The sequence below is a fragment of the Roseobacter sp. HKCCA0434 genome (assembly GCF_032464675.1).
Lineage (GTDB): Bacteria > Pseudomonadota > Alphaproteobacteria > Rhodobacterales > Rhodobacteraceae > Pontivivens.
The window spans coordinates 45,540-59,103 of record NZ_JAWDKL010000001.1 but is presented as its reverse complement, the minus strand read 5'-3'; the positions used below and the strand labels follow the sequence as shown (position 1 = coordinate 59,103).

Annotated in this window: 13 protein-coding genes and 1 tRNA gene; 6 read left to right on the top strand and 8 right to left on the bottom strand. The window is 68.1% G+C overall.

Annotated features, from left to right (window positions below):
• Positions 1 to 20: 20 nt before the first annotated feature.
• From RX333_RS00305 to RX333_RS00290, 4 genes are all read right to left on the bottom strand, one after another.
• Positions 21 to 1,076 (bottom strand): hypothetical protein, encoded by a 1,056-nt coding sequence (locus RX333_RS00305; protein ID WP_316012903.1) that lies wholly within the window; start codon positions 1,074 to 1,076, stop codon positions 21 to 23.
• 37 nt (positions 1,077 to 1,113) lie between these two features.
• Positions 1,114 to 2,520 (bottom strand): TolC family outer membrane protein, encoded by a 1,407-nt coding sequence (locus RX333_RS00300; protein ID WP_316012902.1) that lies wholly within the window; start codon positions 2,518 to 2,520, stop codon positions 1,114 to 1,116.
• 72 nt (positions 2,521 to 2,592) lie between these two features.
• Positions 2,593 to 3,246, bottom strand: coding sequence for a protein-L-isoaspartate O-methyltransferase (locus tag RX333_RS00295; RefSeq protein ID WP_316012901.1), 654 nt, complete (start codon positions 3,244 to 3,246; stop codon positions 2,593 to 2,595).
• A gap of 150 nt (positions 3,247 to 3,396) precedes the next feature.
• Positions 3,397 to 3,483 (bottom strand) — tRNA-Leu (locus RX333_RS00290).
• A gap of 151 nt (positions 3,484 to 3,634) precedes the next feature.
• On the opposite strand from RX333_RS00290, the gene lipB reads away from it, so the two are divergent.
• Positions 3,635 to 4,285, top strand: a complete 651-nt coding sequence (lipB, locus tag RX333_RS00285; protein ID WP_316012900.1) for a lipoyl(octanoyl) transferase LipB — start codon at positions 3,635 to 3,637, stop codon at positions 4,283 to 4,285.
• 61 nt (positions 4,286 to 4,346) lie between these two features.
• Here lipB and RX333_RS00280 read toward each other — a convergent pair whose 3' ends face one another.
• Together RX333_RS00280 and RX333_RS00275 are read right to left on the bottom strand one after the other, a co-directional pair.
• Positions 4,347 to 4,613: a hypothetical protein gene (locus RX333_RS00280; protein ID WP_316012899.1), complete on the bottom strand. Its 267-nt coding sequence runs from the start codon at positions 4,611 to 4,613 to the stop codon at positions 4,347 to 4,349.
• Between the two features lie 311 nt (positions 4,614 to 4,924).
• Complete coding sequence (locus RX333_RS00275; protein WP_316012898.1) at positions 4,925 to 5,191, bottom strand: hypothetical protein; 267 nt, start codon at positions 5,189 to 5,191, stop codon at positions 4,925 to 4,927.
• A gap of 320 nt (positions 5,192 to 5,511) precedes the next feature.
• Between RX333_RS00275 and ctaD the strand changes: the two genes are divergently transcribed.
• From ctaD to RX333_RS00260, 3 genes are all read left to right on the top strand, one after another.
• Positions 5,512 to 7,173 carry a cytochrome c oxidase subunit I gene (gene ctaD, locus RX333_RS00270; RefSeq protein ID WP_316012897.1) on the top strand — a complete coding sequence of 554 codons (1,662 nt, stop codon included), beginning with the start codon at positions 5,512 to 5,514 and terminating at the stop codon, positions 7,171 to 7,173.
• 76 nt (positions 7,174 to 7,249) lie between these two features.
• The gene (locus RX333_RS00265) at positions 7,250 to 7,723 is read left to right on the top strand and encodes a DUF2244 domain-containing protein (protein WP_316012896.1); all 474 of its coding nucleotides are present in this window, start codon (positions 7,250 to 7,252) and stop codon (positions 7,721 to 7,723) included.
• Positions 7,713 to 8,876 carry an MFS transporter gene (locus RX333_RS00260; protein WP_316012895.1) on the top strand — a complete coding sequence of 388 codons (1,164 nt, stop codon included), beginning with the start codon at positions 7,713 to 7,715 and terminating at the stop codon, positions 8,874 to 8,876. Before RX333_RS00265 ends, RX333_RS00260 begins: the two co-directional genes overlap by 11 nt.
• On the opposite strand, the gene RX333_RS00255 is transcribed toward RX333_RS00260, so the two are convergent.
• Positions 8,877 to 9,332 carry a GatB/YqeY domain-containing protein gene (locus RX333_RS00255; RefSeq protein ID WP_316012894.1) on the bottom strand — a complete coding sequence of 152 codons (456 nt, stop codon included), beginning with the start codon at positions 9,330 to 9,332 and terminating at the stop codon, positions 8,877 to 8,879.
• Between the two features lie 195 nt (positions 9,333 to 9,527).
• Between RX333_RS00255 and carA the strand changes: the two genes are divergently transcribed.
• Complete coding sequence (gene carA, locus RX333_RS00250) at positions 9,528 to 10,700, top strand: glutamine-hydrolyzing carbamoyl-phosphate synthase small subunit (RefSeq protein WP_316012893.1); 1,173 nt, start codon at positions 9,528 to 9,530, stop codon at positions 10,698 to 10,700.
• A gap of 103 nt (positions 10,701 to 10,803) precedes the next feature.
• Positions 10,804 to 12,660, top strand: a complete 1,857-nt coding sequence (locus RX333_RS00245; RefSeq protein ID WP_316012892.1) for a glycosyltransferase family 2 protein — start codon at positions 10,804 to 10,806, stop codon at positions 12,658 to 12,660.
• Here the strand turns inward: RX333_RS00245 and RX333_RS00240 are convergent.
• Positions 12,640 to 13,503, bottom strand: coding sequence for a PhzF family phenazine biosynthesis protein (locus RX333_RS00240; RefSeq protein WP_316012891.1), 864 nt, complete (start codon positions 13,501 to 13,503; stop codon positions 12,640 to 12,642). The two genes, RX333_RS00245 and RX333_RS00240, sit on opposite strands and share 21 nt — an antisense overlap.
• Positions 13,504 to 13,564 lie beyond the last annotated feature (61 nt).

Sequence of the window (13,564 nt, the reverse complement as noted above, 5' to 3'; positions counted from 1 at the left end):
CGCGCGGCGAAGGGAAAGCGTCAGTTGAGGCCGCGATCCTTGAAGGCGCGCACGATGTCCTTGCCGATCGCCTTGCGCACCGATCGGGCGAGCTCCTTGCCGAAATCGCCCTGGATCTCCTCGGCGATGATCTCGCGGACCTGCGCGCGCAGCGCATCGCGGTCTACGCCCTGCCCGGCCAGTTCCTCGCGGACGATGGCGCGGATCATGTCGGGATCGGCGGCGGCTGCGGGGGCATCGCTCGCGGGGGCCGCCGTCGCCAGCGCCTCCGGCACGAGGGCCGGTTCGGGGAACTCCGCCTCGGCGGGTGCCGCGTCGCCCTCCACGGCCGCGACTGCCGAGTCCGCATCCTCGTCGGGCGGATCCTGGCGACCGAACACGTCGTAATCCGCGCTCGCCACATCGGCGATCTCGTCCCGCTCGGGTTCGGCGGCCGTCAGTTCGGCGACCCGCGACGCATCGGCCTCGGGCAGCGGGTCGGCATCCTCGTCACTGCTCCAGACATCGTACCCCTCGTCGGAGCGGTCGGCGGCGGCCTCCTCCCACTCATCATCGGTCGCAGGAGCGTCCGCCTCGAGTTCCGGCGCGCGCCCGTCCTCCGCCTCGTCGGCCATCCCGCGATCCTCGGCCTCCGCAGCCTCATCCGCCGCATAGCCGTCACCGGACGGCGCCATCTGTGCTGCCGTCTCGTCGCGACGGGGAAACAGCTGACGCACTTCGGCGGTAGCTGGCTCCTCCGGCTCCAACTCGACATGCGGGGCCTCGGGGACGTCCTCCACCTCGGGAGCGGGCGTGTCGAGCCGAAGCGGAGCAGCCTTCGCCGGCGTGTCCAGCCGCAGCGGTGTCTCGCTCACCGGATCGTCGAGCCGAAGGGGCGCGGGCGTCGCGGGCGTTACAGACCGATCCAACCGCAGCGGCGCGACCTCCTCCGAATCCTCGACCTGCTGCGCCGCGCCCAGGCGCATCGGCGCCTCGTCGGGCCGCTTGCCGAGCCCGGCATCCTCGGCCTGGACCCGTGCGCGGATGGCGGCGAGCACGTCCTCGACGTTACGCCCGCCCTTGTCGTCACTGCTCATCGCGATTTCCCCCCGAAATCATCCTATGGGGCCGAATCTAGTTGCGCCCGAGGATCCTGTCGAGGATCGCCCCGCGATCTGGTGCGAACGGCCCGTCCTCGACCGCGCGGAAATAGACGTCCGGGTTATAGGCATCGACCGGCAGGTTCAGGTGATCCACCGTCAGCAGCCCCATCGCGGACAGCAGCGTGTAGGCCGCGACATACTCGTCCCGCTCCGCCGAGACGAGGTTCGACTGCGCGTTCAGCAGGTCCTGCTCGGTGTCGAGCACGTCGAGCGTCGTGCGCGCGCCCAGCCGCGCCTCCTCCACGATCCCCTCGAAGGCGACGCGGGCGGCGGTGATCTGCTGGCGGCTCGACTGGATCGAGGAGCGTGCCACGGCCAGGTTCGTCCAGGCGATCGCGACCTGCTGGCGGATCAGCCGCGCCGTCTCGTTCAGCTGTGCCTGCGCCTGCTCCTGATTGGCGACGGCCTGGCGCACGCCGCTCGACAGCGCCCCGCCCTGATAGAGCGGCAGGCTCGCCTGCACGCCGACCTGGCTCGACCGATTAGTGACCTGACCGGCGCGGACCGGGCTGTCGCTGTCGAAGGTGTTGCCGAAGGTGACGTTGCCGTTCACCTCGACATTCGGGCGATAGGCGGCACGCGCCTGCTCCACCCGGTACTCGGCGGCCCGGACCTGCGCCCGGCCTGCCTCCAGTTGCGGATGGGTGGCATTGGCGATCTCGATCGCCTCCGCCTCGCTCGACGGTAATTGCGGCAGCGGCGGCGGCGGTGCGAGGTCGACCGGCGCGCGACCGACTACGGCTGTATAGTTCTCGCGGGAGCGTTCCAGCGCCCCCTGGTTGGACACCAGGTTCGTCCGAGCCGCGGCGAGGCGCGCCCGCGCCTGGCTCACGTCGGTCCGCGTGACCTCGCCCACCTCGAACCGGTCGGACGCGGCCTGCAGCTGGCGGGAGATCACCCGCACGTTGTTCTGCGCGAGATTGACGAAGCGCAAATCACGCCGAACGTCGAGATAGGCCGTCACGGTGTCGAGCAGCACGCTCTGCTCGGCCGAGGTCAGCTGCGCGCGCTGCGCGTTCACCCCCGCCAGCGCCGCGTTGACCGACGCATCGGTCGCGCCCCCGTCGAATATCGTCCAGGCCCCGTTCAGCCCGACCGTCTGCCGGTCCGAGAAATCGTCGCGACCGCCAAAGAAGCGGTCGTTGTTGGTCGCCAGTGTCGCCCCGGCCGTCGCCGCCACGCGCGGGCGCAGCCCGGCACGCGCCTGCGGCACGTTCTCGTCAGCGGCGCGTAGCCCTGCGCGAACCACCTCCAATGTCGGGGAATTGGCATAGGCCGCGACCATCGCATCCGTCAGCGTCTCGGCCCGCGGGCCCGTTGCAGCCATCAGGGCCGCGATGCAAAGGGTCGTGGCCAGGCGACCGGCGCTGCGCGTCATCACTCTCTCCGTCACTGTCCCACCGGGTTTGGTGCCCCGGGTTCACCTAGACGGACTGAACCGCAGCCGAGATCAGAACACAAACGCTTTCTCGGCCTCGAAGCCCGGAAGGATCGGAGCCGTTGCATCAAAGCTGCGCCGCCAGCTGATCCCTGCGGTTCCCTTCACGCCGTACTGCACGATTCCGAGCGCCCCGCGCATCTCGATCATCATGATCCGCCCGTCGGGCCGCAGCTGATCGGCGATCGCGTCGGGCAGACGCTCCGCCCCGCCCTGCATCAGGATAACGTCGTAAGGTCCATGCTCGGGCGCGCCTTCGGAGAGCGGCCCGGTCTCGACCACGGCATTGTCCACGCCCTGCGCGCTCAGCGTCTCGGCGGCGTCCTCGGCCATGTCCTCGTCCTGCTCCAGCGCGACCACGGCTTCGGCGATGCGCGCGATCACGGCGGTGGAGTAGCCGAGCCCCGCGCCGATATCGAGCACCAGGTCCGTGGGCTGGATCGCCAGCGCGTCGATCATCTTGGCCAGGACCCGCGGGTCGAGGCAGACGCGCCCCGGCGCGATCTCGACATGCTCGCCCATATAGGCGACGGCCTGCGCTTCGCTGGGCAGGTACACCTCGCGCGGGACGGTCAGCATCGCCTGGATGATCGGGTAGCGGGTGACGTCGGAGGGGCGGATCTGGCAGTCCACCATCGCGGTCCGGGCGGCCTTGAAGTCGGTCATGGCGAATGCGTCCTCGTAAAGGGATCGGTCGGAAATCCATCTGCCACAGCGCCGCGCGCTGGGCAACCACAGAGGGTCGTCGTCGGCATATGCGCGATGGATCCCGAAGCTCGCGCCGCGACATGCCGAAAAAAATGTAGGGGGAGTGTCTGGTGCGGTCGAGAAGACTCGAACTTCCACGGGTTTTACCCCACAGCGACCTCAACGCTGCGCGTCTACCAATTCCGCCACGACCGCACATCCTGACTTGGTGAGCGGTTCCTAGCGAACCGCCTCGGGGATGTGAAGCGGAAAAAACGGCTCCGGGCGTGATTTCTTCACGGCACTGGCACGCGCCTGCGCAATCGCCTAGATCGGCGTCGAGCCCAAGCGCGCGGAGTCCCCGATCATGCCTGTCTGGATGACCTCCACCGAACCCGTCGACTATCCCACCGCCGTGGTGGAGATGGACCGGCGCGTCGCCGCCATCCGCGCGGGCACGGAGCCCGAGGCGATCTGGCTGCTGGAGCACCCCCCCCTCTACACCGCCGGCACCAGCGCGCGGCGCGACGACCTGCTGGACCCGGACCGCTTTCCCGTCTTTCCCGCGCAGCGCGGCGGGCAATACACCTATCACGGCCCCGGTCAGCGCGTGGCCTACGTCATGCTGGACCTGGCTGCGCGCGGACGCGACGTGCGCGCCTTCGTCGCCGATCTGGAGGCCTGGGTGATCGCGACGCTCGGCGAGTTCGGCCTGACGGGCCACGTGCGAGACGGCCGTGTCGGCGTCTGGATCGAGCGCCCCGACAAGCCGCCCCTGCCCGACGGCACGATGCGCGAGGACAAGATCGCGGCCATTGGCCTTCGCTTGCGCAAATGGGTCAGCTTCCACGGCATCTCGATCAACGTCGAGCCGGACCTGAGCCATTTCGACGGGATCGTGCCGTGCGGCATCTCCGGTCACGGCGTGACCTCGCTGGTCGACCTCGGCCTGCCGGTGACGATGGATGATGTCGACGTCGCATTGCAGTCCCGCTTCACGCAGGTCTTCGGCAGATAGCGAAACGGCCCCCGGATCGCTCCGGAGGCCGCTTGGTCAGGTCGGCAGATGCCGTCCGTGATCACATGTCGCTGACGATCGCCATGATGTCTTCGCGCTTCTTCTCGGTGTTCTCGTCCGTCTCGGTGATCGCGCGGATCTGGGCGAGCTGGCCGAGGGTCAGCATCGTGACGTCGGCTTCGATGTCGTACTCGGCCAGTTCGTTGGCGACCAGCGCCTCGAACATGGTCAGGCCTTCGCCCATCGTCATCTCTTCGTGTGCGTCGGCGAATGCGCCGGTGGCAGCGAGGGTGGTTGCGGTCGCCAGTGCGATAAGGATCTTTTTCATCTTTGTTCTCCAGTTTTGACAGCCCGGACCATTCCGGCTCCCCGTCATGCAGGGTTAACTCTGCTGCCCATCATTGGTTGCACCCTTCGCGATCACGTATGGCCGTCTTTTTCGTGATATCACCGCGTTGTGAAGCGGCGTGAAGGTACGATCCGAAAACGCGACGCATCACGCGATCGCAGCGGCGGAGCGCCTCGGCTCGGCATCGCAGGCCGGCATCGTCCGGCCCCGTCTGCGCCAAACGCAAACGGCCCCCGGATCGTGGATCCGAGGGCCGTCCGAAACGATCGGGTCGCAAGACCCGTCGGCGATTACATGTCGCCGATGATCGCCATGATGTCTTCGCGCTTCTTGTCGCGGTTGTCTTCGCCTTCCACGATGTTCTTGATCTGGGCCAGCTGGCCGAGGGTCAGCATGGTGACATCGGTTTCGATGTCCAGCTCGTCCATCTCGTTGGCGACCAGCGCCTCGAACATGGTCAGGCCTTCGCCCATCGTCATCTCGGTGTGCGCATCGGCGAAGGCGCCGGTTGCTGCGAGAGTGGCGGCGGTGGTCAGAGCGATGAAAGTACGCTTCATAATATAGTCTCCTTTGTTTCTTTACCGACAGTCCGGCGAACCGGCATCCCCGTCGTGCTGTGTCAACACCCCAGCCTGCGAAATGGTTGCATACACAAATCGGCGTCGACGCGAGGGAACGATAGGGCAGCGCCCGAACCGGTCCATGTTTTTCGCATCGGTCCCGACAATCGTGATCGGCGATGGGATCATTCGTCGCGCCTCGTCACGCGTGGAAATGGTTGAGCCCCCGCGCCATCCGCTATAGCAGACAGGTCAGCAGTATGGATCGGCACGGGCGCGACTCGCCCGTTCCGCAAGAAGACGAACAGGAGAGCGCGATGGCCGACGCAGCCACCCATGCGGATCACGGACATGACGAGCGGGGATTCTTCACCCGCTGGTTCATGTCCACCAACCACAAGGATATCGGGATCCTCTACCTGATCTTCTCGGGGTTCCTCGGATTCATCTCGGTGGCCTTCACCGTCTACATGCGGCTGGAACTGATGGAGCCCGGCGTCCAGTTCATGACCGACGCAGAGGGCAACCCCAATGGCCACCTGTGGAACGTGATGATCACGGCCCACGGCATCCTGATGATGTTCTTCGTGGTGATCCCCGCCCTCTTCGGCGGCTTCGGCAACTACTTCATGCCGCTGATGATCGGCGCGCCGGACATGGCGTTCCCGCGTCTCAACAACCTCTCCTTCTGGCTGTTCGTGACCGGCGGCAGCCTCGCGCTCGCCTCGGTGCTGGCACCAGGCGGCAACGGCCAGCTCGGCTCGGGCATCGGCTGGGTGCTCTACGCCCCGCTGTCCACGACCGAAGGGGGCTTCTCCACCGACCTCGCGATCTTCGCGGTGCACGTCTCGGGCGCGTCCTCGATCTTGGGCGCGATCAACATCATCACCACCTTCCTCAACATGCGTGCCCCCGGCATGACCCTGTTCAAGGTGCCGCTCTTCGCCTGGTCGATCCTGGTGACGGCCGTCCTGATCCTGCTGGCGCTGCCGGTGCTGGCCGGTGCCATCACCATGCTGCTGACCGACCGTAACTTCGGCACCGCCTTCTTCGCGGCCGAGTATGGCGGTGACCCGGTGCTCTACCAGCACCTGCTGTGGTTCTTCGGCCACCCGGAAGTGTACATCGTGATCGTGCCGGCCTTCGGCATCATCAGCCACGTGGTCGCGACCTTCTCGCGCAAGCCGATCTTCGGCTACATGCCGATGGTCTGGGCGATGATCGCGATCGGCGCGCTCGGCTTCGTCGTGTGGGCGCACCACATGTACACGGTCGGCATGTCCACGTCGCAGCAGGCCTATTTCATGATGGCCACGATGGTCATCGCGGTGCCCACGGGCGTCAAGATCTTCTCCTGGATCGCGACGATGTGGGGCGGCTCGGTGGAGTTCAAGGCACCGATGCTCTGGGCCTTCGGCTTCATCTTCCTGTTCACCGTGGGTGGCGTGACCGGCATCGTGCTGAGCCAGGCACCGATCGACCGGGCCTATCACGACACCTACTACGTCGTGGCGCACTTCCACTACGTGATGAGCCTCGGCGCGGTGTTCGGCATCTTCGCGGGCATCTACTACTGGTTCACCAAGATGACCGGGAAGGAATATTCCGAGTTCGGCGCCAAGATCCACTTCTGGCTGATGTTCATCGGTGCCAACATCACCTTCTTCCCGCAGCACTTCCTGGGCCGTCAGGGCATGCCGCGCCGCTATATCGACTACCCCGAGCAGTTCGCGCTCTGGAACTACGTCTCGTCGATCGGCGCGTTCATCTCCTTCGCCTCGTTCCTGGTGTTCTTCGGCGTGATGGCCCATGCGCTGATCGCCGGTCGCCGCGTGACCGAGCCGAAATACTGGGGTGAGGGCACCGACCCGACGCTGGAGTGGACCCTGCCCAACCCGCCGCCCGAGCACACGTTCGAGATCCTGCCCACGCGGGAGATGTGGGACGAAAGCCTCCGGGGTGGCGCGGGCAAGCACTGACGCCCCCGACCAGACGAAAGCCAAGGGCCGGGGGACATTCCCCGGCCCTTTTCGTAAGACGAGTGGAGTTCGCGCGATGGACCTGCGCACGGCCGAACCGATCCTGAGCCTGACCCTCTGGCCGCACCAGTCGCTGACCGAGGACGGGTTCGACACGATGTCCTGGATCATCGGCTTCGGCCTTCTGTTCCCGATCATCCCCTTCATCACGACGCCGGTGGCCTGGGGCCTCTTGCCCTTCGTCGGCGGCGCGTTCTTCCTGTTCCGCCACATGATCCGCCGCAACCAGCGCGCGCGCTCGATGCACGAGGAGCTGACGGTCTGGCCCGACCTCATCCGGGTCGAGCGGCACGAGCCCGATGGCAGCGTGCGCGACTGGCAGGCGAACCCGCACTGGGTCGAGGTCTCGCTCCACGACGACGCGCGGATCGAGCACTACCTGACCCTGCGCGGCGCGGGGCGCGAGATCGAGCTCGGCGCCTTCCTCACACCCGAGGAACGTGTCGCGCTCTGCGCCGATCTGCGCCGGGCGCTCGCCCGTGCACGCTGACGCCGCCGCCTCGGCCCCGACGGGCCTTCGCGCGGCCCTCATCCTGTTTGCCACCAACGGGGCGCTCTACGGCGTGTGGGTGGTGCGCATCCCCGACATCAAGATCGCGCTCGATCTGGGCGAAGGTGTGCTGGGCCTCGTCCTGCTCGCCGCCGCGGTCGGCGCGGTGGTCAGCTTCGGCCTCAGCGCCCGCATCGCCGACCGTTTCGGCGCGGGCCGTGTCGCCATCGCCTTCTGCATCGCGATGGCGCTGGTCGTCCCCTGCCTCGCCTTCGCGCCCGGCCCTGTGACGCTGGCGCTGGGGCTGTTCTTCCTCGGGGCGTTCGGCGGCTCGATGGACCTGGTGATGAACGCCTACGCGACCGAGGTGGAGAAACGCGCCCGCCGCGCGCGCATGTCGCTTCTGCATGGCAGCTGGTCCGTCGGCATGGCCGCCAGTTCGGGTGCCGCCGCATTCGGCCTCGCGCGGCTCGACCCGGCCCTGCATTTTGCTCTCGGCGGAACGCTGGCGCTGATCGCGGCGACGGTGGCGGCAGCGCTGATCGTGGACCCCGGACCGCAGCCGGGCGGCGCGGGCAAGCGCGCGGCGCTGATCGCCCTGCCCCGCGGCGCGATGATCCCGCTCGCCGCGATCACGGCGCTCGCCTTCCTGATCGAGGGCGCGGCGATGGACTGGGGCGGCGTCTATGTGCGCGAGGTCCTCGGCGGTTCGGTCGAACAGGGTGCCGCCGCCCTCACCCTGCTGTCGCTCGCCGTGATGGCGGTGCGCCTCGTCGGCGACCCGATCACCGACCGGCTGGGCCCCGCCCGCGCGGCGCGCATCTGTGCCGCAGGGGTGGCCCTTGGCGCGCTGATCGCCAGCCTCGCCGCGACGCCGGCCATCGCCCTCGCCGGGCTGACCGTCCTCGGCGCGGGGCTGTCGCTGATGGCGCCCATCGGGTTTTCGGGGGCGGGGCGCCTCGCCACCTCCGGCTCGGGCGAGGCGGTGGCCGCCGTCGCCTTCATGGGCTATGCGGGCATCCTGCTCGGCCCCGTCATCATGGGCCTGACCGGAGAGCTCTTCGGCCTGCCCACCTCCTTCGCAATCCTCGCGGGGGGCGGCATCGCGCTCTTCGTCGTGGCGGGCCGCATCGGGCGCGGCCCGTCGACCTGATCAGCCCAGCCGCGCCTTGACCTGACCGCCGACCTTGCCGAAATCCATCTGCCCGGCATGGGTCGTCTTCAACTCGCCCATCACCTTGCCCATGTCGCGGATCGAGCTTGCGCCGACCTTCTGCATCGCGGCGGCGATCGCGGCCTCCGTCTCCTCGTCCGTCAGCATCCGCGGCAGGAATTCCGAGATCACGTCGATCTCCGCCTGTTCCTGCTCGGCCAGTTCCAGCCGCCCGGCTTCCTCGTAGGCCTTCACGCTGTCGCGGCGCTGCTTGATCATCTTCGACAGGATCGACAGGATCTCGTCGTCGCTCACACCTTCGGCATTGTCCCCGGCCCGTGCGGCGATGTCGCGATCCTTGATGGCGGCGCTGATCAGGCGCAGCGTCGACAGGCGCAGGCTGTCCTTGGCCTTCATCGCGCCCTTGGTCTCGGTCGAGATGCGTTCTCTCAACATGGTGGAATGTCCGTCCCAGGCCCGCCAACTGCGGGCACGAGGCCGATCATAGGATGCAGGCCCGCGATGCGCAACAATCCGCTGATGACCTAAATAACTGAATTTACTCGAAATTATATCTCCCCGTCCCGCCTTGACCGATCCGGCGCGGGGGCGTAGCTTCCGCCAGATTTTACCCAATGAAAGGTCGGAGCCATGCCCACGCCCACCGCCGCACTCGTTCTCGCCGATGGCACGGTGTTCTACGGTCGAGGCTTCGGGGCCGAGGGCCGCACGGTGGCGGAGCTGTGCTTCAACACCGCCATGACCGGCTATCAGGAGGTGATGACAGACCCCTCCTATGCCGACCAGATCGTCACCTTCACCTTCCCCCATATCGGCAATACCGGCGTGACCCCCGAGGATGAGGAAGCGTCAGAGCCCCACGCCAAGGGCATCGTCGTCAAGTGGGACCCGACCGCGCCGTCCAACTGGCGCTCCACCGGGACCCTGCCCGACTGGATGCGTCGCACCGGCCGCATCGGCATCGGCGGGGTGGACACGCGGCGCCTGACGCGCGCGATCCGCAATCTCGGCATGCCACATGTCGCGCTGGAACATCGCGCGGACGGCAATTTCGACCTCGATGCGCTGCGGGCCGCCGCCGCCGGGTTCCAGGGCCTCGAAGGTGCCGACCTCGCCAAGGGCGTCACCACCGCGCAGACCTATCGCTGGCAGGACGGCCGGTGGAGCTGGGAGGGCGGCTTCGCCCCCGCGACCGAAGGCGGGCCGAAGGTCGTCGCCGTCGATTACGGCGCCAAGCGCAACATCCTGCGCTCGCTCGTCTCCGCCGGGTGCGACGTCACCGTCCTGCCCGCCACCGCGACCTATGAGGACGTGATGGCCCACGATCCCGACGGGGTGTTCCTCTCGAACGGCCCCGGCGATCCCGCGGCGACCGGCGAATACGCCGTGCCGATGATCCGCGAGCTGATGGAAAAGACCGAGCTGCCGATCTTCGGCATCTGCCTCGGGCACCAGATGCTGGCCCTCGCGCTCGGGGCCAAGACGGTCAAGATGAACCACGGCCATCACGGCGTGAACCATCCGGTCAAGGAGATCACCACCGGCAAGGTCGAGGTGACGTCCATGAACCACGGCTTCGCGGTGGATGCGGGCACCCTGCCCGCAACGGTGGAGGAGACGCATATCTCGCTGTTCGACGGCACCAATTGCGGACTGAAGGTGAAGGACCGCCCGATCTTCTCGGTCCAGCAGCACCCCGAAGCCTCGCCCGGCCCGCAGGACAGCTTCTACCTGTTCGAGCGTTTTGCCGCCTCCATGCGCCCCGCAGCCGAGCCCGCAGCCGAGGCGGACACGGCCGATTGACCCGCCTCGCTAACGGAAATTACCGGCACTTTAAGGCCCGTTAACCAATCGTTTACCTTGCCGCCCCCACGATCTGAAGTGGGGGCGTTGCGAGGATGGCGTCTTGGGCACCACGATACGACACGAGCAGCAGGCTCCCGCCAACCCGCATCAGCGCGGGCTGCTGGAGACCTGCCGCGCATTGGGCGCGCGGCCCGAGAGGCTGGCTGACGCCGCGCGCGACGCGACGCGGCACGGCGTCGCCCTCGGGGCCGCGATCGAACGGTCCGGTGCGCTTCACCCGTCCGAGTTGCGCGATGCCCTCTCAGCCCATCACGACGTCGCCGCCGTCACGCTGACCGATCCGCTGCCCGACCTCCTGCCGCCTGACCTTCTGGAGGCGCAGCGACGCCTCGGCTTCACCGCCCGTCAGCAGCTCGGCAATTCGCTGGTGGTCGCACTGCACGATCCCGACCGCTGGCCGCGGATCGAGGCGCTGCTCTCCGCCCGCCTGCCAGGCCTGCGCCTAGGCTATCTGATCGCCACCCGCACCGAAATCGAGCAGGCGATCGCCGCCACCCATGCCGTTCGGCTGCGGGACGAGGCCCGCCTGCGCTGCCCAGAGGAGTTCTCCAGCCGCAGCTTCGTTCAGAGCGGCGCCCGCGCCACGCTGGCCCTTGCCGTCGCCTTCGTCCTGCTCTCGGCGGCCGTGGGCCTGCCCTTCGTGGTCGCGGCCCTGCTGGGCTGGGTGCTGATCGCCAATACCGGAACCCTGATCCTGCGCCTCGCCGCCGTGCTGTCGCTGCGATGGCGCCGACCGCACGCCTCCGCCCGTCCGGCCATCGGCGAGGCGCGGCCCGAGGTCACCATCCTGCTGCCCGTGTTCGGAGAGATCGCGGTCATCGACCGCCTGATGGCCGCCATCGCCGCGATCGACTATCCCGCCACCCTGCTCGACGTGATCGTTTTGTGCGAGGAGGAGGACGACCCGATGCGCGATCACATCGCCCGCATGGCGCTGCCGCCCTTCGTCCGTGTCATGGTGGTGCCCAAGGACGTGGTGCAGACCAAGCCGCGCGCGATGAACTACGCCCTGCCCTTCGCCACCGGGCAGATCGTCGGCATCTACGACGCCGAGGACCGGCCCGAGCCCGACCAGGTCGCCAAGGTCGTCGCCCATCTCGCCGCCGCACCCGCCAGCGTCGGCTGCGTGCAGGCCGGGCTCGACTTCTACAATGGCGGGCAGAACTGGCTGACCCGCTGCTTCACCCTCGAATACAACACCTGGTTCCGGGTGCTACTACATGGCGTGCAGGCCCTGCGCCTGCCGCTGCCGCTGGGCGGCACCTCCGTCTTCTTCCGCCGCGCGGTGCTGGAGGAGGTCGGCGCCTGGGACGCGCACAACGTCACCGAGGATGCGGAGCTCGGTATGCGCCTCGCCCGTTTCGGCTATCGCTGCGAGATGATCGACAGCACCACCTACGAGGAGGCCAATTCACGCCTGCGCAACTGGATCGGCCAACGCTCCCGCTGGCTCAAGGGCTACTGCATGACCTGGGGGGCGCATATGCGCGCGCCCGGCAAGCTGTGGCGAGAGCTTGGGCCGGGCGGCTTCCTCGGCTTCCAGGTCCTGTTCCTCGGCGCGATCACCGCCTATCTCGCCATCCCGCTGTTCTGGATCATGGCCCTCTCCGTCCTCGCGGGCTGGCAGGTGGAGATGCTGTCGGCCACGCCCGGCTGGCTGTGGACCGCGCTCTGGATCAGCCTGCCCGCGGGCCAGGTGGTGATGCTGACCGCGGTCGGCCTCGCCCTGCACCAGCGCGGAGAACTGCGGCACCTGCCCTGGGCCTTCACCCTGCCGCTCTACTGGCCCATCGGCGCCATCGCCGCCTGGCGCGCGGTGGGGGAGCTGTTCGTCGCCCCCTTCCACTGGCGCAAGACCGAGCACGGCCTCGACGGCTCACAGGTGCAGCAGCCCTGACATCAGCACGCGGCCCTGTCCCGCGACGGCGACCCCCGTGATGCGATCGCACGGCCCTTCGACCCGCACGCGCGCCACGCCCTCGCGCCCGATCAGTTGACCCTGCCGCGCCTCGTAATCGGGTCGGTCGAGATGCCCGCCCGCCCACAGATAGGCCCCCGCGCAGCCCGTGGCCGATCCGGTGAAGGCATCCTCCGCCGGCTGCGGCGGCGGCAACAGCAAACGCGCCAGCGTGCCGCCCGCGCCATCGAGGCACACCAGATAGGGCTCCGTCTCCGGCTCATGCCCGTGCCGCGCATTCCACTCGGCCAACTGCGCGGGATCCAGAATGGCCGCCTCCAGCGCCGCACGATCCCGCAGCAAGGTGACGCAGAAGGCCGACCCGGTGCTGACGATCCGCGGTGGCGCGGCGATCGCCTCCGCACCCAACCCGACGATCGCGGCGATCTCGCCCGCCTCATGGACCGGCCCGAAGGCCGGCGCAGGCTGCACCATCTCGATCCAGCCATCGTGCGAGATCGCGATCGGCAGCACCCCCGCCCCGACCTCCAGCGTGAAACCGTCCCCCGGCCCGACCTCGCCCCGTGCCATCAGCGACGCCACCGTCGCCACCGTCGGATGCCCCGCCATCGCGATCTCCCGATGCCGCAGGTAGTAGCGCGCCCCGAAATCCGCCTTGTCCGAACGGACGAGAAACGCGCACTCGGTCAGGCTCGTCTCCGCCACCAGCGCCATGCGCTGCGCAACGGTCAGGTCATCCGCCCCGTGCACCACCGCACAGCCATTGCCCGAAAAGGCGGTGTCGGTGAACGCATCCACCCAGTCGAAAGCGTAATCCGGCATCCGATCCTCCCATGAGAAAGCCCCGCGACGCAGTGCGCCACGGGGCCGGGGTCCGGGTCAA